This is a genomic window from Arthrobacter sp. Dra40 (genome assembly GCF_059091905.1).
Genome location: NZ_JBNHHB010000065.1, coordinates 1 through 18,768 on the forward strand (window position 1 = coordinate 1; position 18,768 = coordinate 18,768).

At 65.8% G+C, this 18,768-nt stretch carries 14 protein-coding genes; 11 read left to right on the forward strand and 3 right to left on the reverse strand.

What is annotated here, in order from left to right; all coding sequences use genetic code 11:
• Positions 1–40: 40 nt before the first annotated feature.
• Entirely contained in the window at positions 41–748 is a 708-nt protein-coding gene (gene rplA, locus AC5RWT_RS20960; protein ID WP_127511029.1) for a 50S ribosomal protein L1, read from the forward strand.
• A gap of 142 nt (positions 749–890) precedes the next feature.
• Here rplA and AC5RWT_RS20965 read toward each other — a convergent pair whose 3' ends face one another.
• Entirely contained in the window at positions 891–1,337 is a 447-nt protein-coding gene (locus AC5RWT_RS20965; protein ID WP_494045890.1) for a universal stress protein, read from the reverse strand.
• Positions 1,338–1,586: 249 nt separating this feature from the next.
• On the opposite strand from AC5RWT_RS20965, the gene AC5RWT_RS20970 reads away from it, so the two are divergent.
• The 4 genes from AC5RWT_RS20970 to rplL all read left to right on the forward strand — a co-directional run bounded on the left by AC5RWT_RS20970 (position 1,587) and on the right by rplL (position 5,009).
• Entirely contained in the window at positions 1,587–2,693 is a 1,107-nt protein-coding gene (locus AC5RWT_RS20970; RefSeq protein ID WP_494081849.1) for a GNAT family N-acetyltransferase, read from the forward strand.
• Between the two features lie 223 nt (positions 2,694–2,916).
• Positions 2,917–3,675: a FadR/GntR family transcriptional regulator gene (locus AC5RWT_RS20975; RefSeq protein ID WP_494081850.1), complete on the forward strand. Its 759-nt coding sequence runs from the start codon at positions 2,917–2,919 to the stop codon at positions 3,673–3,675.
• Positions 3,676–3,974: 299 nt separating this feature from the next.
• On the forward strand, positions 3,975–4,559 hold the full coding sequence (gene rplJ / locus AC5RWT_RS20980; protein WP_494045893.1) for a 50S ribosomal protein L10: 585 nt from the start codon (positions 3,975–3,977) through the stop codon (positions 4,557–4,559).
• Positions 4,560–4,628: 69 nt separating this feature from the next.
• Positions 4,629–5,009, forward strand: a complete 381-nt coding sequence (gene rplL, locus AC5RWT_RS20985) for a 50S ribosomal protein L7/L12 (RefSeq protein WP_452038176.1) — start codon at positions 4,629–4,631, stop codon at positions 5,007–5,009.
• Between the two features lie 127 nt (positions 5,010–5,136).
• On the opposite strand, the gene AC5RWT_RS20990 is transcribed toward rplL, so the two are convergent.
• Complete coding sequence (locus tag AC5RWT_RS20990) at positions 5,137–5,634, reverse strand: aminoacyl-tRNA deacylase (RefSeq protein WP_494045894.1); 498 nt, start codon at positions 5,632–5,634, stop codon at positions 5,137–5,139.
• Between the two features lie 87 nt (positions 5,635–5,721).
• Complete coding sequence (locus AC5RWT_RS20995) at positions 5,722–6,924, reverse strand: acetyl-CoA C-acetyltransferase (protein ID WP_494081851.1); 1,203 nt, start codon at positions 6,922–6,924, stop codon at positions 5,722–5,724.
• A 538-nt stretch (positions 6,925–7,462) separates the two neighbouring features.
• On the opposite strand from AC5RWT_RS20995, the gene rpoB reads away from it, so the two are divergent.
• From rpoB to pcaG, 6 genes are all read left to right on the forward strand, one after another.
• Positions 7,463–10,981, forward strand: a complete 3,519-nt coding sequence (gene rpoB / locus AC5RWT_RS21000; protein WP_494045896.1) for a DNA-directed RNA polymerase subunit beta — start codon at positions 7,463–7,465, stop codon at positions 10,979–10,981.
• Between the two features lie 119 nt (positions 10,982–11,100).
• Entirely contained in the window at positions 11,101–14,991 is a 3,891-nt protein-coding gene (locus tag AC5RWT_RS21005) for a DNA-directed RNA polymerase subunit beta' (RefSeq protein ID WP_494045897.1), read from the forward strand.
• A gap of 199 nt (positions 14,992–15,190) precedes the next feature.
• Positions 15,191–15,946, forward strand: coding sequence for an IclR family transcriptional regulator (locus AC5RWT_RS21010; protein WP_494045898.1), 756 nt, complete (start codon positions 15,191–15,193; stop codon positions 15,944–15,946).
• Between the two features lie 132 nt (positions 15,947–16,078).
• On the forward strand, positions 16,079–17,266 hold the full coding sequence (locus AC5RWT_RS21015; protein ID WP_494081852.1) for a 4-hydroxybenzoate 3-monooxygenase: 1,188 nt from the start codon (positions 16,079–16,081) through the stop codon (positions 17,264–17,266).
• A 79-nt stretch (positions 17,267–17,345) separates the two neighbouring features.
• Positions 17,346–18,191: a protocatechuate 3,4-dioxygenase subunit beta gene (gene pcaH, locus AC5RWT_RS21020; protein WP_494081853.1), complete on the forward strand. Its 846-nt coding sequence runs from the start codon at positions 17,346–17,348 to the stop codon at positions 18,189–18,191.
• Positions 18,191–18,763 carry a protocatechuate 3,4-dioxygenase subunit alpha gene (gene pcaG / locus AC5RWT_RS21025; protein ID WP_494081854.1) on the forward strand — a complete coding sequence of 191 codons (573 nt, stop codon included), beginning with the start codon at positions 18,191–18,193 and terminating at the stop codon, positions 18,761–18,763. The genes pcaH and pcaG overlap by 1 nt, the downstream gene beginning before the upstream one ends.
• Positions 18,764–18,768: the final 5 nt, after the last annotated feature.

Below are 18,768 nucleotides of genomic sequence, written 5' to 3' on the forward strand. Positions count from 1 at the left end.
CGCGGTCCGCAGACCACAACTGCACAAGGAGAAAAAGCAGATGGCAAAGCGCAGCAAAGCATATGAGGCAGCTGTAGCCAAGATCGAGGCGGACAAGCTTTACGCCCCGGTCGAGGCAATCACTCTGGCCAAGGAGACCAACCCCTCCAAGTTCGACGCGACCGTTGAGGTGGCTTTCCGGCTCAGCGTTGACCCGCGTAAGGCTGACCAGATGGTCCGCGGCACGGTCAACCTGCCGCACGGCACCGGCAAGACCGCCCGCGTGCTGGTCTTCGCCACCGGCGACAAGGCTGAGGCCGCAATCGCCGCCGGCGCCGACTTCGTTGGCTCGGACGACCTGATCGAGAAGATCCAGGGCGGCTGGACCGACTTCGACGCCGCCGTGGCGACGCCGGAACTGATGGGCAAGGTCGGCCGCCTGGGCAAGGTCCTGGGTCCGCGTAACCTGATGCCGAACCCGAAGACCGGTACGGTGACCCCGGACGTGGCCAAGGCTGTCAACGACATCAAGGGTGGCAAGATCGACTTCCGCGTCGACAAGCACGCCAACCTCCACTTCATCATCGGCAAGGTGTCCTTCGACGCCAACAAGCTGGTGGAGAACTACGCCGCCGCACTGGAAGAGGTGCTGCGCCTGAAGCCGTCCGCTTCCAAGGGCCGCTACATCTCGAAGGCAACCGTCGCCACCACCTTCGGCCCCGGCATCTCCGTGGACCCGAACGTGACCAAGGTGGCTGTGGAGGCCTAGTCAGGACTTCACGTTCGCCGGCAACGGCGTCCGCCGCAATGGCCGCAGCATCACGCTGCGGCCATTGCCGTTTAACGAATTGCTGCTGCGGCCATTGCCGTTCAAGCCGATTGCTGTTTAACCCGCAGCCGCCGGAGGAGCCTCAGTTCGTCTTGTCGGATTCGGGAGTGTGCACAACCACGACGGGGCAATGTGCGTGTGCCACGCAGGCGGAGCTGACCGAGCCGATCAGCAAGCCGCCGAAGCGGCCATGCCCCCGGCGCCCGACCACCAGCATCCGGGCACCTTTGCTGGCCTCGATCAGGGCCTGCCGGGCGGCTCCCCGCACCAGGCGTGTCCGGACGTTGTTGTCAGGGCCGAGAGCCTTGTCCACGGATTCCTGCAGGATTTGCCCGGCTCGCTCTTTGAACCCGTCAATTCCCATCACGGTATAGCCGTCGTACATCTGCGGAAACTCCCAGACGGCTATGGCCTCAAGGTCCGCGCCGAGCGGCTCGGCCAGGCGTTGGGCCTCCCGCAGAGCCTCGAGGGAAGCTTCAGAGCCATCGACTCCTACGACGACTGTGCCGCTAGGGCTTTCGCTGGCCATGGCTGTCTCCGATCGGTGTGTCCGCTGTGGTGTCCTGCGCAGGCCCCGATCCGGCATCGGGCCGGTCCTGTGTGCGGTCAGCCTACGCCGGACCACCCGGCCCTGCCATCCTGTGCCGGTAGAGCCGTGATTCCCGTGGTGCAGGTTGGCCGTCCAAGCGGCGGGACCGCCGGCTCTGGTGTCGGGCCGGACGCATGCCGTAGGGTGATTGGTAAGACTCAATCACTTGTGCGGGGCTGAGGAGCAGGCATGCCAACCAGGTCGATCACCATCGCGCCGCTGCCCATCCCGGAGGCACTCGACGGCTCAGCGGGTGCAGACTTCACCGCATCTGCGGAGCTGGCCAACCTGGTCACGTGCCTGATCTGGGGAAACAACGATTTCTGGGTCAGCCCGGCGGCCCGGCTGGAAGGTTCCCGGGCCAACGACTACGCGGCCACCTATCTCTGGGCTGCCAAGGACGGCGACCGGCACGTCGGCCGGGCACTGCTGGAACTGTCGCTGCAAGACAACGAACAGAACGGCTACGTTTTTGTGGCAGTCCACCCGGAGTACCGCCGCCGGGGGATCGGCCGGCGGCTGTTGGCTGAAGCCGAAGCGTTGGCCGGCAGCCGGGGGCGGACCACGCTGCAGGCCTGGAGCGAGCACCCTGCCGGTTTCGCGCTGGAGGGCCTGAACCTCGTCCAGGCAGAGACAGGGATCGGCTCATTGCCTGCGGCATCACCGGCCGTCCGGTTCGCCACGGCGAGCGGCTTCCGGCTGGAGCAAGTGGAGCGGTGTAGCAGCATGCCGATACCCGCCGACCCAGGCCGTCTCGCCGACCAGTTGGCCGCGGCCGGGGCGAAAGCCGGCGGCAGCTACCGGCTGGTGGAGTGGACAAACATCTGCCCGCCGGAATACCTGGACCACTACGCTGCCCTCCGCCAGCGGATGAGCACCGACGTTCCGCTCGGAGAGCTCGACTACGAGGAAGAAGCCTGGGACGCGGCCCGGGTGCGCCACAAGGAGGAGAACCTCAAGCGCATGAACGGTCGGAGCCTGGTGGTAACGGCCCAACACGTCCCCACCGGCGACTTGGTGGGCCATACCGTCCTCGAGTGGTTCCCGGAGCAACCCGAGGTGGTGTTCCAGGAAGATACCCTGGTGCTGCGCGCCCACCGCGGCCACCATTTGGGCCTGTGGATCAAGGCCCGCAACCTGCAGCGCGTAGCGGAGGCATGGCCGCAGGGCCGCCGGCTGTACACCTGGAACGCGGCGGAGAACAGCCACATGCTGGACATCAACAATGCCCTTGGCTTTGCTCCGGCCGGCTACGAGGCCGCCTGGCAAAAGAGGCTGCACGCCGCCCAGCCGTAGGCCCGAAAGACGCCGTGCGGGAGATGTTTCTACCGCGACCATTGGGGTCATGACAAGGTGGTCAGGTTTAAGGGTTGACCATTCGTCCGGCACGGACTCCGGCCGTCTGTGACGTCAAAATGCCCGTGTGGCGCGCGGCCGTAATGCTACCTCTCAGTAACCTCAGTGCGCGGTTAAGATCATTGCCACCGGCATCCGCGCCGGGAGTGACGGGAGCGGGCGCATGGAACACAGGACACTGGTGGACACAGTGGCGGAGAAGCTGCTGGAGGAAATTGTCGCCGGCCGGCTGGCTCCGGGAGACGCCCTGCCGGCCGAAGCCGATATCGCCGCCGAATACCAGATCAGCCGGCTCACCGTCCGGGAAGCCCTCACCATGCTGCGGACGATCAACGTGATCAGCGTGCAGCGGGGCCGCGGCACCTTCATCACCCCGCCGGACGAGTGGACCTCCGTCGAGGCAATCGTGCGGGCGGCCGCGAACAGCACCGGGAACTCCGTTGCGTCCAGGCAATTGCTGGAGGTGCGGCGCCTGGTCGAGTCCGGAGCCGCGGCGCTGGCCGCCGCCCGCCGCACTGACAAGGATGTGGAGCTTCTGCGCCGGGAGCTGGACTCGATGGCGGCGGCGGATGCGGCGGGCGATGCGGATGTCTTCGTCGAAGCCGACCGGTTGTTCCATACGCTGATCCTCAAAATGTCCGGCAACACGCTCTTTGCCGCCGTCTTCGTGCCGATGGGACGGGTGCTGGCCGACGCGCGGCGCGAGGCCTTTGCCGCGCCGACTGTCCGCGCCCGCACGCTGACAATGCACCGCAAGGTGCTCGCCGCCGTCGAAAGCGGAGACCAGCAAGCTGCCCGCCAGGCCATGGAGGACCATGTGGACCAGATCCAAGACGATCTCGACGGCGGTGCGGCCGGCCATCCGGCAGCATCCGGCGAAGGGCAACAGGCCGCCGAAACGCAGCAGTCCGCCGTCGTCTGAAGGGTCGCCAGCAGGACACCGAGCAGAACATCCAGCGGGCCGTCAAGGCGCCGGCGACGTGCGTCGATTTGGAGTCCGGCGGCAGCATCCCGTACCCTTGAAGAACCAAAGACCGTCGGTCGTTGAAATCCTCCACGTTTTCAACCGAAAGTCCCGTGCCCGGGACGGCCTGCGCAGGTGAACGAAGCATTGCCCCGCAACCGGACTGCCGGTGAGGGACCGAAGCCCCGTGCATCTGCATGGGGCGTTTTTTATGCATGCGACCCGAACCACCGGCACTATTCCCCGGAAGGAGGGTTATGGCAACGCCAAACAAGGTGGCAGCCGTTGAAGAAATCACCACCGATTTCAAGGAATCCAGCGCTGCAGTCCTAACCGAATACCGCGGGCTTACCGTTGCACAGCTCAAGGAGCTGCGTGTTTCTCTGGGCCAGGACACCAAGTTCTCGGTCGTAAAGAACACCCTGACTGGCATTGCAGCCAAGGAAGCCGGCATCGACGCGTTCGAAGGCCAGCTTGCCGGACCCACTGCTATCGCCTTCATCAAGGGTGACGCCGTTGCAGCCGCCAAGTCCCTGACGGATTTCGCAAAGTCCAACCCGCAGCTCGTCATCAAGACCGGTATCTTCGAGGGCAAGGCCCTGGACGCATCCGCTGTTGCTGCACTGGCCGCTCTCGAATCCCGCGAGCACCAGCTGGCCCGCGTCGCCGGAGTCCTCAAGGCTCCGATGTCCGCACTGGCCCGCACCCTCGATGCGCTGCGCATCAAGCAGGAGGAGAACGGTGGCGCCGCTGCCGAAGCTCCGGCCGAAGCTGCCGAAGCTGAAGCTCCCGCTGCCGAAGCAACCGAGGCCCCGGCCGAGGCTGCTGCCGAAGAGCAGTAAGACTCTTCACCAACCCAACTCTTGGTGCGGACACACCAGCCGCATCACTTATCAGGAAGGACGCCAACCATGGCGAAGCTCACCAACGAAGAGCTCATTGAAGCTTTCAAGGAACTGACCATCATCGAGCTCTCCGAGTTCGTCAAGCTGTTCGAGGAGACCTTCGAGGTCACCGCCGCAGCTGTTGCTGTTGCAGGCCCCGCCGGTGGCGGCGCTGGCGAAGCTGCTGCTGAAGAGCAGACCGAATTCGACGTCGTTCTCGAAGCTGCAGGCGACAAGAAGATCGCAGTGATCAAGGAAGTCCGCGGCCTGACCTCCCTGGGCCTCAAGGAAGCCAAGGACCTGGTTGACAGCGCTCCGAAGGCCGTCCTCGAAGGCGCCACCAAGGAAGCTGCCGAGAAGGCCAAGGAAGTTCTCGAGGCTGCCGGCGCTACCGTCACCCTCAAGTAAGCTTCTTCAGCTTCTGCAAAGCCCCGCTGCCCTCACTGGGCGGCGGGGCTTTGTGCTGTATGGAGAGGACGACGGCGGCGCCGTGGTCGGCGTGGTTCCTCGCCGACGGCGGTGCCTGGGAGCCGTGTCAGGCCGGGTCGGAGATATCCGCGACGGTGGCGCCAAGCGCTGAGGTGAGCGCATCGGCGTCGACGAAGGCGGAGTAGCCGTGCTCGCCGGCACCCAGGGAAATCCGCCGGCCGCGGATGGCCTGGTCGGCGAATACCGGCCAGGCCGTGCTGCTGCCCAGCGGGGTGATGGTGCCGCGCCGGTAGCCGGTTGCCTCGAAGGCAACGTCGGCGTGCGGCAACGAGAGTTTGTTGACGCCCAGCAGAGACCGCAGCTTGGGCCAGGAGATCTGCCGGTCCCCGGGGATCAGGGCGAACAGGAACGAGCCGTCCTTGTGCTTGACCACCAGGGTCTTGACGATGTCGGCTTCGGCAATGCCCAGCAGCTCCGCCGCCTCGGCCAGGCTCCGGGCGCCGGAACGCTCGGCCACCTCCACCTGGAGCGAGTGCTCTTCGGCGCCAGCCAGGAAACGTTGCAGGCCGGCAGGCAGTGCGGGGGCATCGGATTCATTGCTCATGTCCGGTTCAAGTCCGGGCGCCCGGCCGGTATTCCCTCACCGCCCGGCGGGAATTCCCTTCCTCGCACGCAAGCGCGGCCCGCGGACCTAGTCGCGGTATAGCAGCAGCGCTTCGCCCTGGCCGCCGCCGCCGCACAGGGAGACTGCAGCTCTGCCGGTCCCGCGCCGGCGCAGCTCAAGGGCGGCCGTCAGTGCCAGCCGGGCACCGGAAGCGCCGATCGGATGGCCCAGGGCGATGGCGCCGCCGTGGATGTTGCACTTCTCCAGCGGGTAGTCCAGGTCCTGAAGCGACTGCACGGCCACGGCGCCGAAGGCTTCGTTGATTTCGATGAAGTCCAGCTCCGCGGTGCTCCACCCGGCCCGTTGCAGGGCCTGCGAGATGGCGTTGGAGGGCTGGGACTGCAATGAGGTGTCCGGCCCGGCAACCTGCCCGGAGCGGCCGACGACGGCTAGCCAGTCCAGCCCGTTGTCCTCCGCGAAACCTCGGCTGGCCACCACCACGGCAGCGGCGCCGTCGGAAAGCGGGGACGAGTTCCCGGCCGTGATGGTGCCGTCCTTGGCAAAGGCGGGGCGCAACGGCGCAAGGCTCTCCACCGTGGTTTGCGGACGGACCCCCTCGTCGCGATCCACCACCAGATCCGCGCCCTTGCGCTGGGGCACTTTGACTGCGACGATCTCGTCGTCGAAGACGCCGCTCTCGGCAGCGGCCGCGGCCCGCTGGTGGGAGGCAGCAGCCACTTCGTCCTGCGCTTCGCGGCCGATGCCGAGTTCGCCGTTCCGCCGCTCCGTGGAGGCGCCCATGGACTCGTGATCGAAGGCATCCGTCAGGCCGTCGTGGGCCGTGGCATCGAGGGCGGTCATGCTGCCGTACGTCCAGCCCTGGCGGGAACCCGGGAGCAGGTGCGGGCCGTTGGTCATGGACTCCTGCCCGCCGGCCACCACCACCCGTGCCTCGCCGGAGCGGATCAGCCGGGCGGCGTCGGTAATAGCCGCCAGCCCGGAGAGGCACACCTTGTTAATCGTCACGGTGGGCACGTTCCAGCCCAATCCCGCGGCGATGGAGGCCTGACGGGCTGGGTTCTGACCGGCTCCGGCCTGGATGACGTGCCCCATGATGACCGCGTCCACCTGTTCTGCGGAGACCCCGCCGCGCTCCAACGCGGCAGCGATGGCCTTGCCCCCGAGCTCGACGGCGGTGAAGGCCGCGAGCTGGCCGTTCAACCGTCCGTTGGGTGTGCGCGCGCCGGCCAGGATGACGACGTCGTCGCGGCTGCTGGTGTTCTGGGCCATGGTGTACCTGACTCTCTCTGCGCCGCCGGCCAGAGCCTGAAACTGCGGCCGGCGGCTGCTGCGGTGGACATGATCTGCTTCACAGATTACCCGTGTCACGGAACTCGCCAGAAGCGAAGATCCGGAAATGTTGGCAACGGGGTATATGCTGGTGGCGTTGTCCCGGGGAAGACAACCGCGAAGACGTCTTTCGCACTGCGGTTGCACCGCGGCAAGCGACGGTTTGCACTACGCTCCGCGCGGCGTTTCGCACAACGCGTGCCGCTCCGATCCCGATGACGGGGGAGCGGGTAACTCGTCCTGCCCTGCATGCTGGACAATCCGCGACGCAGTCCCGTACACTTAGTATTTGCGTCTTCCCTCAAAACCTTTGGCCTTCATATAGCGGTGGGCTTCGCCACGCCCTATCTGTATTTAACTGCAGATCGTGCGGCGGGCAAGGATCATATAGCGGATCCAGGTTGTGTCCGGACCTCACCAGGGGTGCCGGCAGTGCGGAAGCGCAGGACAAGCCTGAAGGTCTGTGGAAGGATCCCTCTTGGTCGCCTCGAGCACCTCTAATACCGATACCGCTAACAGCCTGCTGGATGCCTCGTCGAACGACGGCGCAACCCGGCGGCTCTCATTCGCCAAGATTCACGAACCTCTTGACGTTCCCAATCTGCTCGCCCTTCAGACCGACAGCTTCGACTGGCTGGTCGGCAACGAGCGCTGGAAGGCGCGCGTAGCCAAGGCCCAGGAAGAAGGCCGCCAGGGCCTGGCCACCACCTCCGGCCTCGCTGACATCTTCGAAGAGATCTCCCCGATCGAGGACTTCCAGGGCACCATGTCCCTGAGCTTCTCCGAGCCGGAGTTCGCCGATCCGAAGTACACCATGGCCGAGTGCAAGGACCGCGACGCCACGTACTCCGCGCCGCTGTACGTCAAGGCCGAGTTCATGAACAACAACACGGGCGAGATCAAGCAGCAGACCGTGTTCATGGGCGACTTCCCGCTGATGACCGACAAGGGCACCTTCGTCATCAACGGCACCGAGCGCGTTGTCGTCTCGCAGTTGGTCCGCTCGCCGGGCGCCTACTTCGAGAAGACCGCCGACAAGACCAGCGACAAGGACATCTTCACCGCGAAGATCATCCCGTCCCGTGGCGCCTGGTTCGAGCTGGAAATCGACAAGCGCGACCAGGTCGGCGTGCGCCTCGACCGCAAGCGCAAGCAGTCCGTGACCGTGCTGCTGAAGGCACTGGGCTGGACCGAGGGCCAGATCCTGGAGAACTTCGGCGAGTACGACTCGATCCGTGCCACGCTGGAGAAGGACGCCACCCAGACCCAGGAGGAAGCCCTCCTGGACATCTACCGCAAGCTCCGTCCGGGCGAGCCGCCTACAGTCGAGGCCGCCCAGTCCCTGCTGGACAACCTGTACTTCAACCCGAAGCGCTACGATCTGGCCAAGGTCGGCCGCTACAAGATCAACCGCAAGTTGGGCATCGACAAGCCGCTGACTGATCCGGACGCCTCGGTCCTGAACAATGACGACATCGTCGCCATGATCAAGTTCCTGGTGGCCCTGCACGCCGGCGAAGCCACCATCCCGGGCAAGCGCGACGGCGCCGACCACGACCTGCGCGTCGAGGTCGACGACATCGACCACTTCGGCAACCGCCGCATCCGCGCGGTCGGCGAGCTGATCGAGAACCAGGTTCGCACCGGCCTCTCCCGCATGGAACGCGTGGTCCGCGAACGCATGACCACCCAGGACGTGGAGGCCATCACCCCGCAGACCCTGATCAACATCCGCCCCGTGGTGGCTGCGATCAAGGAGTTCTTCGGTACCTCGCAGCTCTCGCAGTTCATGGACCAGAACAACCCGCTGGCCGGCCTGACGCACAAGCGCCGCCTGTCCGCGCTGGGCCCGGGCGGTCTGTCCCGCGACCGTGCAGGCATGGAAGTCCGTGACGTGCACCCCTCGCACTACGGCCGCATGTGCCCGATCGAGACTCCTGAAGGCCCGAACATCGGTCTGATCGGCTCGCTGGCTTCCTACGGCCGCATCAACGCGTTCGGTTTCATCGAGACTCCGTACCGCAAGGTCGTCAACGGGCAGGTCACCGACCAGGTGGACTACCTGACCGCCGACGACGAGATCGAGTGCGTGATCGCCCAGGCGAATGCTCCGCTCACCGAGGAGCTGCACTTCGAAGAGGACCTGGTCCTCTGCCGTGAGCGCGGCGGCGGCGGCGAGCCGGTGTTGGTGCCGGGCGACGAAGTCGACTACATGGACGTTTCCCCGCGCCAGATGGTGTCGGTCGCGACGGCCCTGATTCCGTTCCTCGAGCACGACGACGCGAACCGCGCACTGATGGGCGCCAACATGCAGCGTCAGGCTGTGCCGCTGCTGCGTTCGGAAGCCCCGATCGTGGGCACCGGCATGGAGCGCTACGCGGCTGTTGACGCCGGCGACTCCGTGGTTGCCGCCAAGCCGGGCGTGGTCACCGAGGTCTCAGCCGACCTTGTCACCGCCCTGAACGACGACGGTACCGAGACCCGGTACCCGATCATGAAGTTCGCCCGCTCCAACCAGGGCAACGCCTACAACCAGCGCGTCCTCGTTTCCGAGGGCCAGCGGCTGGAAGCCCGCAGCATCATTGCCGACGGTCCGTCCACCGATCAGGGTGAACTGGCGCTGGGCAAGAACCTGCTGGTGGCGTTCATGTCCTGGGAAGGCCACAACTACGAGGATGCGATCATCCTCTCCCAGCGTGTGGTCTCCGACGACGTGCTGACCTCCATCCACATCGAGGAGCATGAGGTTGATGCCCGCGACACCAAGCTCGGTGCCGAGGAAATCACCCGCGACATCCCGAACGTGTCCGAGGAAGTGCTCTCCCAGCTGGACGAGCGCGGCATCATCCACATCGGTGCCGAGGTCGACGCCGGCGACATCCTGGTGGGCCGCGTAACCCCGAAGGGCGAGACCGAGCTGACTCCGGAAGAGCGCCTACTGCGCGCGATCTTCGGTGAGAAGTCCCGCGAAGTGCGCGACACCTCGCTGAAGGTTCCGCACGGCGAGTCCGGCACCGTGATCGGTGTGCGGATCTTCGACCGCGACAACGACGACGAGCTGCCCCCGGGCGTGAACCAGCTGGTGCGCGTGTACGTGGCGCAGAAGCGCAAGATCACCGACGGCGACAAGCTCGCCGGCCGCCACGGCAACAAGGGCGTCATCTCCAAGATCCTGCCGATCGAGGATATGCCGTTCCTGGAAGACGGCACGCCGGTTGACGTTGTGCTGAACCCGCTGGGCGTTCCCGGCCGCATGAACGTGGGCCAGGTGCTGGAAATCCACCTCGGCTGGGCCGCCAAGCAGGGCTGGAACATCGAAGGCAATCCGGACTGGGCCAAGAACCTGCCGAACCTGCCGCGCCAGACCGGTCCCACCACGGTGGCGACCCCGGTGTTCGACGGTGCCAGCGAGTTCGAGATCACCGGGCTGCTGGATTCGACCACTCCGACACGCGACGGCGACCGCTTGATCGGTTCGTCCGGCAAGGCGCGTCTGTTCGACGGCCGCTCCGGCCAGCCGTTCCCGGATCCGGTGTCCGTGGGCTACATGTACATCCTGAAGCTGCACCACCTGGTGGACGACAAGATCCACGCGCGCTCCACCGGCCCGTACTCGATGATCACCCAGCAGCCGCTGGGCGGTAAGGCGCAGTTCGGTGGCCAGCGCTTCGGCGAAATGGAAGTGTGGGCCCTGGAGGCCTACGGTGCCGCGTACACCCTGCAGGAACTGCTCACCATCAAGTCCGACGACATCCACGGCCGCGTCAAGGTCTACGAGGCGATCGTCAAGGGCGAGAACATCCCGGAGCCGGGTGTTCCCGAATCCTTCAAGGTGTTGATCAAGGAAATGCAGTCGCTGTGCCTGAACGTGGAGGTGCTCTCCACGGACGGCACCACGATCGAAATGCGTGACTCGGATGAAGAAGTCTTCCGGGCCGCGGAAGAGCTGGGTATCGACCTTTCGCGGGCCGAGCCGAGTTCCGTCGAAGAGGTCTAGCCGGGCCGGGCCGGCCGGCCGAAGGTGCCCAGCGCCCTTCGGCCGGCCAGCCGCTCAATTCCTCTTTCCGTAACCCGACAGACTTTCAGATTTAGAGAACAAGAGAGAACAGGGACCATATGTCCAGCGAATCCTCCTTCGGCCTCATGCGCATCGGCCTTGCCACCGCGGACGACATCCGCGACTGGAGCTACGGCGAGGTCAAGAAGCCGGAAACTATTAACTACCGCACCCTGAAGCCTGAGAAGGACGGCCTCTTCTGCGAGAAGATCTTCGGCCCGTCCCGCGACTGGGAATGCTACTGCGGTAAGTACAAGCGCGTGCGCTTCAAGGGCATCATCTGTGAGCGCTGTGGCGTCGAGGTCACTCGGGCCAAGGTCCGCCGCGAGCGGATGGGCCACATCGAGCTGGCCGCCCCGGTCACGCACATCTGGTACTTCAAGGGTGTCCCGTCCCGCCTTGGCTACTTGCTCGACCTGGCGCCGAAGGACCTGGAAAAGGTCATTTACTTCGCCGCCTACATGATCACCAGCGTGGACGACGAGCGCCGCCACGAGGAACTGCCGAACCTGCAGGCCGAGCACGACCTGGAGAAGAAGCAGCTGGGCGATACCCGCGATTCGGACATCGCGGCCATCGCCAAGGACCTCGAGGACGAACTGGCCCGCCTGGAAGGCGAAGGCGCCAAGGCCGCCGAGAAGAAGAAGGCCCGCGACTCCGCCGACCGCCAGATGGCCAATGTGCGCAAGCGCGCCGACGCCGAGATCGAGCGCCTGGACATGGTGTGGGACCGCTTCAAGAACCTCAAGGTGGCCGATCTTGAAGGCGACGAGGGCCTGTACCGCGAGCTGCGCGACCGCTACGGCCTGTACTTCGAAGGCGCCATGGGTGCCGAGGCGATCAAGAACCGTCTTGAGAACTTCGACATGGCTGCCGAAGCCGAGTCCCTGCGCGACATCATCAAGAACGGCAAGGGCCAGCGCAAGACCCGCGCCCTGAAGCGGCTCAAGGTGGTTAACGCTTTCCTGACCACCACCAACTCGCCGCTGGGCATGGTGCTGGACGCCGTTCCGGTGATCCCGCCGGAGCTTCGCCCGATGGTGCAGCTGGACGGTGGCCGCTTTGCGACCTCCGACCTGAACGACCTGTACCGCCGCGTGATCAACCGCAACAACCGCCTGAAGCGCCTGCTGGACCTGGGCGCGCCGGAGATCATCGTCAACAACGAAAAGCGCATGCTGCAGGAAGCTGTGGACTCGCTGTTCGACAACGGCCGCCGCGGTCGTCCGGTCACCGGGCCGGGCAACCGTCCGCTGAAGTCGCTCTCCGACATGCTCAAGGGCAAGCAGGGCCGCTTCCGCCAGAACCTGCTGGGCAAGCGCGTTGACTACTCCGGCCGTTCCGTGATCGTGGTCGGTCCGCAGTTGAAGCTGCACCAGTGTGGTCTGCCCAAGCAGATGGCGCTGGAGCTCTTCAAGCCGTTCGTGATGAAGCGCCTGGTTGACCTCAACCACGCGCAGAACATCAAGAGCGCCAAGCGTATGGTCGAGCGTTTCCGCCCGCAGGTCTGGGACGTGCTGGAAGAGATCATCACCGAACATCCGGTGCTGCTCAACCGTGCACCAACCCTGCACCGCCTGGGCATCCAGGCGTTCGAGCCGCAACTGGTTGAAGGCAAGGCGCTGCAGCTGCACCCGCTGGTTTGTGCCGCCTTCAACGCCGACTTCGACGGCGACCAGATGGCCGTGCACCTGCCGCTGAGCCCCGAGGCGCAGGCCGAGGCGCGCATCCTGATGCTCTCCTCGAACAACATCCTGAAGCCGTCGGACGGCCGTCCGGTGACCCTGCCTTCACAGGACATGATCATCGGTCTGCACCACCTGACCACCAAGCGCGAAGGGGCAGAAGGCGAAGGCCGTGTCTTCGCCAGCCCGGCCGAAGCCATCATGGCCCACGATGCCGGCGAGCTGCACCTGAACTCCGTGGTCAAGATCCGCGTGCCCGGCTTCGTGCCGAGCGCGGACCAGCCGGCACCGGAAGGTTGGGAAGAAGGCCAGGAAGCGCTGATCGAAACCTCGCTCGGCCAGGTCGTCTTCAACGACACCCTGCCCGAGGATTACCCCTGGGTTGAGCGCGTGGCGGACAAGGGCCAGCTCTCTGCGATCGTGAACGATCTGGCCGAGCGCTACCCGAAGGTCGTCACCGCGGCAACGCTGGACAACCTCAAGGACGCCGGTTTCTACTGGGCGACCCGCTCCGGTGTTACCGTGGCGATCTCCGACATCGCAGCCCCGGCCGAGAAGGCCGCCATCATGGAGGGCTACGAGACCCAGGCAGCACGCGTCGAGTCCCAGTACAGCAAGGGCCTGATTGCCGACGACGAACGGCGCCAGGAACTGATCGACATCTGGAACAAGGCAACCAACGAGGTCGCCGACGCGATGCGGAAGAACCTGACCAAGGAGAACACCATCAACCGCATGGTGTCCTCCGGTGCCCGTGGTAACTGGCTGCAGGTCCGCCAGATCGCCGGTATCCGTGGTCTGGTGGCCAACCCGAAGGGCGAGATCATCCCGCGCCCGATCAAGTCCTCCTACCGTGAGGGCCTGTCGGTGCTGGAGTACTTCATCGCTACGCACGGTGCCCGTAAGGGTCTGGCCGATACCGCGCTGCGTACCGCCAACTCGGGTTACCTGACCCGTCGTCTGGTGGACGTCTCGCAGGACGTGATTGTCCGCGAACTGGATTGCGGCACCGAGCGCGGCCTGACCACGGTCATCGCGGAACCCGACCACAACGGTGAACTGCGCCGGCACGAAGAAGTGGAGAACTCCGCGTACGCCCGTACGCTGGCCACCGATGTGGTGAACTCCGAGGGCACCGTGGTGGCCGCCGGTGGCTCCGACGTCGGAGATGTGCTGATCCAGGAACTGATCGACGCCGGCATCACCGAGATCAAGGTGCGCTCCGTGCTCACCTGTGAGTCCGCCGTCGGTACCTGTGCGCTCTGCTACGGCCGTTCGCTGGCCACCGGCAAGACCGTGGACATCGGCGAGGCCGTCGGCATCATCGCCGCACAGTCCATCGGTGAGCCCGGCACGCAGCTGACCATGCGTACCTTCCACACCGGTGGTGTTGCCTCCGCGGAAGACATCACCCAGGGTCTGCCCCGTATCCAGGAGCTCTTCGAAGCCCGTACGCCGAAGGGCGTCGCGCCGATGGCCGAGGTGGCCGGACGCGTTTCCATCGAGGACGGCGAGCGCCAGATGCGCGTCATCGTCACCCCCGATGACGGCTCGGAAGAGCTCGCCTACCCCGTGCTGCGTCGTGCTCGACTGCTGGTCGAAGATGGCCAGCACGTGGAGGTCGGGCAGCAGCTGGTCACCGGTGCCAAGGACCCGAAGCAGGTGCTGCGCATCCTCGGCCCGCGCCAGGCCCAGAAGTTCCTGGTAGACGAGGTCCAGAGCGTGTACCGCAGCCAGGGCGTTGGCATCCACGACAAGCACGTGGAAGTCATCGTGCGGCAGATGCTGCGCCGGATCACCGTCATCGAGTCGGGCGAAACCGACTTGCTGCCGGGCGAGCTCGCGGAACGCAGCCGCTTCCAGGCGGAGAACCGCAAGGCGGTTTCCGAGGGCAAGCAGCCTGCCAACGGCCGTGACGAGATGATGGGCATCACCAAGGCCTCGCTCGCCACCGAGTCGTGGCTGTCGGCCGCGTCCTTCCAGGAGACCACCCGCGTCCTGACGCAGGCGGCCATGGAAGGCAAGTCCGACCCGCTGCTCGGCCTGAAGGAGAACGTCATCATCGGTAAGCTGATCCCGGCCGGCACCGGCCTGGACCGGTACACCCAGGTGTCGGTGGAGCCGACGGAGGAAGCCAAGGCCAACCTCTTCACCGGCCCCAGCGCCTTCGGCGACTTCGACTACGCCGGCGGCGACGGTTCGATGACGCCCGAGTTCCACGCCATCCCGCTGGATGACTACGACCTGGGCAACGACTACCGCTAACGATGAGTAGGGCGCCTCGGCAAGGGGCCCTGATCTGAAGCACGGAACCGCCTCCTGCTCCCCGTTACCGGGGCAGCAGGAGCGGTTCCTGCGTTTAACGGCCCCAGGCCCGGCCAAAGCGGCGGGGCTGGGTGTGCGGCAGGTCTGCATGCCCGGCGGGCCATGCTTGCCGTCCCTTCCGGCGTGAGAACCTAGGAACATGGCCAATTCCCCGTCCGGAGACTCGATGCTGGACCGGCTGGTGCGCATCCTGTCTGCGTTCGAGCCGGACAAGCCGGCGATGAACGTTGCCACGCTGTCCCGCCGCGCGGATGTCCCGCTGGCGACGACGTACCGGCTGGTGGACGAGCTCTCGCGGCACGGGCTGCTGACCAAGGAAGGCCCCGGCGAGATCCGGCTGGGGCTTCGGCTGTGGGAACTGGCCAACCGGAGTTCACCGGCCGTGGACCTCCGGCAGGCCGCGATGCCGTTCATGGAGGACATCCAGTCGGTGGTGCGCCAGCACACCCAACTGGCCGTGCTGCGCGATGACGAAGTGCTGGTCATCGAGCGGCTCTCCAGCCGCGGCTCGGTGGTCAACCAGGCGCAGATTGCCGGCCGCATGCCGGTTCACCGGACCTCGATGGGAATGGTGCTGCTGGCCAACTCGCCGAACCATGTCCAGGAGGCCTACCTCTCCCGCCACCCGGAAGCCGTGACCTCCGCTGACTCGGTCTCCTTCGACCTGCGCCGGCACCTGGCCGATATCCGCAAGCGCGGTTATGCCGCGTTCGACGGGCGCATCGACGTGGACACCACCGGCGTGGCGGTCCCGGTGGCAGGTCCGGCCGGCTGGCCGGTTGCCGCGCTCGGCGTTGTGGTGCCGCTGGGGTTCGAGAACTTCAACGCCGTGGTCCCTGCGCTGATGACGGCGGCGCGTGGCATCTCCCGTGCGATGGGCGTGGCGCTGCCCTGAGTGGGTTGAGTTCGGGGCGGGGACTCCGTCGTCGTCGTAATTCTCATTCATTGAGAACGCGGGCGCATTCGCGTTGTCGGCCGGGTCACACTGGATCAAGACGTGACCCACATGGCTTCAGGAGACTTACTTATGGCGCAGGCGCACATCATCAAGACCAAGGTCGGCATTGTCGGCGGAGGACCCGCCGGTCTCATGCTCAGCCACCTGCTGGCTAAGCAGGGCATTGACAACCTTGTGGTGGAATCCCGCGACCACGAGACCATCCGCAACACGCACCGCGCCGGCATCCTGGAAGCGGGCTCGGTCAAGATGCTCACCGACACCGGCGTCGACGGCAGGGTGCTCACCGAGGGCGACGAGCATGAGGGCATCGACCTGCGCTTCAACGGCGAGTCGCACCCGCTGGACTTCAAGGACCTGGTGGACGCAACGGTGACGCTGTATGCGCAGAACGAGGTCTTCGTGGACCTGGCCGCTGCCCGCAAGCGCGACGGCGGTGACGTGCGCTACGAGGCCGAGGTCACCGAAGTGCTTGACCTGGAGACCACCACGCCCAAGTTCCGCTTTACCGACAAGGACGGCACCGCTTTTGAGGTGCACTGCGACATCCTGGTCGGTGCCGACGGCTCCCGCAGTTTCTGCCGCCGTGCAGTGAAGGGGGAGCAGGACTACAAGATCGAGTACCCGTTCGCGTGGTTCGGCATCCTGACCGAGGCCCCGAAGAGCGCCCCGGAACTGATCTACGCCAACTCCCCGCACGGCTTCGCGCTGATCTCCCAGCGCAGCGAGACCGTCCAGCGAATGTACTTCCAGTGCGATCCGGCCGAGAACGTGAACGACTGGAGCGACGACCGGATCTGGGCCGAACTGCAGAAGCGGGTGGACGGCCCGGACGGCTTCCAGCTGAAGCAGGGCCCGATTTTCGATAAGACCGTGCTGGCGTTCCGGTCCTTCGTCCGTGAACCGCTGTCCCACGGCCGCATGTTCCTGGCCGGCGACGCCGGACACACGGTGCCGCCGACCGGCGCCAAGGGACTGAACCTGGCCTTCGCGGACGTCAAGGTGCTGTTCGAAGCCATCGATTCGTTCTACGCCACTGGCAACGACGCGCTGCTGGAGGGCTACTCCGACCTGGCCCTGCAGCGGGTCTGGAAGGCGCAGAACTTCTCCTACTGGATGACCAGCATGCTGCACACCCGCAAGGACGCCTCGGCGTTCGAAACCAAGCGTGCCCTGGGCGAGCTGGCCACGGTGACCGGGTCCCGCTTCGGCCAGCAGTACCTGGCCGAGTCCTACACCGGCTGGCCGCACAAGTAACCCACCCGCCGGCCGCGTAAGCCAAGGCGGGCCGCTGAAACCCTGAATATCCAGACCCGAAAACAGAAAGGAGTTCTCGATGAGCGACGCTACTGCTCAGGATGAGGCTTTCGACGCCGAGACGTTTGACGACAGCCACGTGCTGGATCCTGCCGCCACCGCGGATTCACAGGACCAGATCAGCCAGGAAATCACCGACCTCCACGAGGCCTACCGCAAGGGCGTGGAAGCCGGAGAGGCCCAGGAAACGCAGCCGCGCATCGACTTTGCGCCCTACCGTTCCTCGCTGCTGCGCCATCCCACCAAGGACCTGCACCACGCGGACCCGGAGACGATCGAGCTGTGGAGCCCGGCGTTCGGCGAGCGGGACGTGCACATCTTGGAGTCGGACCTGACCATCCAGCACAACGGCGAACCGCTTGGCGAGCGGATCGTGGTGCAGGGCCGCGTCCTGGACGGCGACGGCCGCCCGGTGCGCAACCAGCTGGTGGAAATCTGGCAGGCCAACGCGGCCGGCCGCTACGTGCACAAGCGCGACCAGCACCCCGCACCGATCGACCCGAACTTCACCGGCGTGGGCCGCTGCATCACCGGGCCCAACGGCGAATACAAGTTCACCACCATCAAGCCGGCCCCGTACCCGTGGAAGAACCACCACAACGCCTGGCGTCCGGCGCACATCCACTTCTCGCTGTTCGGCACCGACTTCACCCAGCGCATGATCACCCAGATGTACTTCCCGGGCGACCCGCTGTTCCCGCTGGACCCGATCTACCAGGCGATCACCGACCAGGATGCGCGCGACCGCCTGGTCGCCACCTACGATCACTCGGTGACCAGCCACGAATGGAACACCGGCTACCGCTGGGACATCGTCCTCTCCGGCAGCAACCGCACCTGGATGGAAGAAGGCGAGGAGCACTGATGAGCGAGTCCACCACCAAACTGGTAGCTACCCCGGGCCAGACCATCGGCCCGTTCTACGGCTTCGCGCTGCCCTACGAAAAGGACAGCCAACTGGTCCACCGCGCGCACGCCGGATCCATCCGGCTGCACGGCGTGGTGACGGACGGCAACGGCAGCCCCATTCCCGACTCCATGCTGGAGATCTGGCAGGCCGACGAGCACGGCGAGATCTCCCGCGAGACCGGTTCGCTGGTCCGCGACGACCACACCTTCACCGGCTTCGGCCGGGTAGCCGTGGACAACGTCGGCCACTACACCTTCACCACGGTGAACCCGGGAGCCACCGCGCAGGGCAAGGCCCCGTTCATCTCCATGGTGGTCTTTGCCCGCGGCCTGCTGAACCGGCTGTTCACCCGCATCTACCTGCCGGAGGACACCGAGGCGCTGGCGAATGACCCGCTGCTGTCCTCGCTGCCGGAAGAGCGGCGGAAGACGCTGATCGCCGAGCGCGAGCCGAACGGCGACCTGCGCTTCGACATCCGGTTGCAGGGCGACGGCGAAACCGTCTTCCTGACCTACCCGGGGATCTAGGGATC

What these genes read in the sequence shown, in the direction of transcription:
- rplA (WP_127511029.1), top strand. Translation starts at nt 41, where the DNA reads ATGGCAAAGCGCAGCAAAGCATATGAGGCAGCTGTAGCCAAGATCGAG.
- AC5RWT_RS20965 (WP_494045890.1), bottom strand. Translation starts at nt 1,337, where the DNA reads ATGGCCAGCGAAAGCCCTAGCGGCACAGTCGTCGTAGGAGTCGATGGC.
- AC5RWT_RS20970 (WP_494081849.1), top strand. Translation starts at nt 1,587, where the DNA reads ATGCCAACCAGGTCGATCACCATCGCGCCGCTGCCCATCCCGGAGGCA.
- AC5RWT_RS20975 (WP_494081850.1), top strand. Translation starts at nt 2,917, where the DNA reads ATGGAACACAGGACACTGGTGGACACAGTGGCGGAGAAGCTGCTGGAG.
- rplJ (WP_494045893.1), top strand. Translation starts at nt 3,975, where the DNA reads ATGGCAACGCCAAACAAGGTGGCAGCCGTTGAAGAAATCACCACCGAT.
- rplL (WP_452038176.1), top strand. Translation starts at nt 4,629, where the DNA reads ATGGCGAAGCTCACCAACGAAGAGCTCATTGAAGCTTTCAAGGAACTG.
- AC5RWT_RS20990 (WP_494045894.1), bottom strand. Translation starts at nt 5,634, where the DNA reads ATGAGCAATGAATCCGATGCCCCCGCACTGCCTGCCGGCCTGCAACGT.
- AC5RWT_RS20995 (WP_494081851.1), bottom strand. Translation starts at nt 6,924, where the DNA reads ATGGCCCAGAACACCAGCAGCCGCGACGACGTCGTCATCCTGGCCGGC.
- AC5RWT_RS21005 (WP_494045897.1), top strand. Translation starts at nt 11,101, where the DNA reads ATGTCCAGCGAATCCTCCTTCGGCCTCATGCGCATCGGCCTTGCCACC.
- AC5RWT_RS21010 (WP_494045898.1), top strand. Translation starts at nt 15,191, where the DNA reads ATGGCCAATTCCCCGTCCGGAGACTCGATGCTGGACCGGCTGGTGCGC.
- AC5RWT_RS21015 (WP_494081852.1), top strand. Translation starts at nt 16,079, where the DNA reads ATGGCGCAGGCGCACATCATCAAGACCAAGGTCGGCATTGTCGGCGGA.
- pcaH (WP_494081853.1), top strand. Translation starts at nt 17,346, where the DNA reads ATGAGCGACGCTACTGCTCAGGATGAGGCTTTCGACGCCGAGACGTTT.
- pcaG (WP_494081854.1), top strand. Translation starts at nt 18,191, where the DNA reads ATGAGCGAGTCCACCACCAAACTGGTAGCTACCCCGGGCCAGACCATC.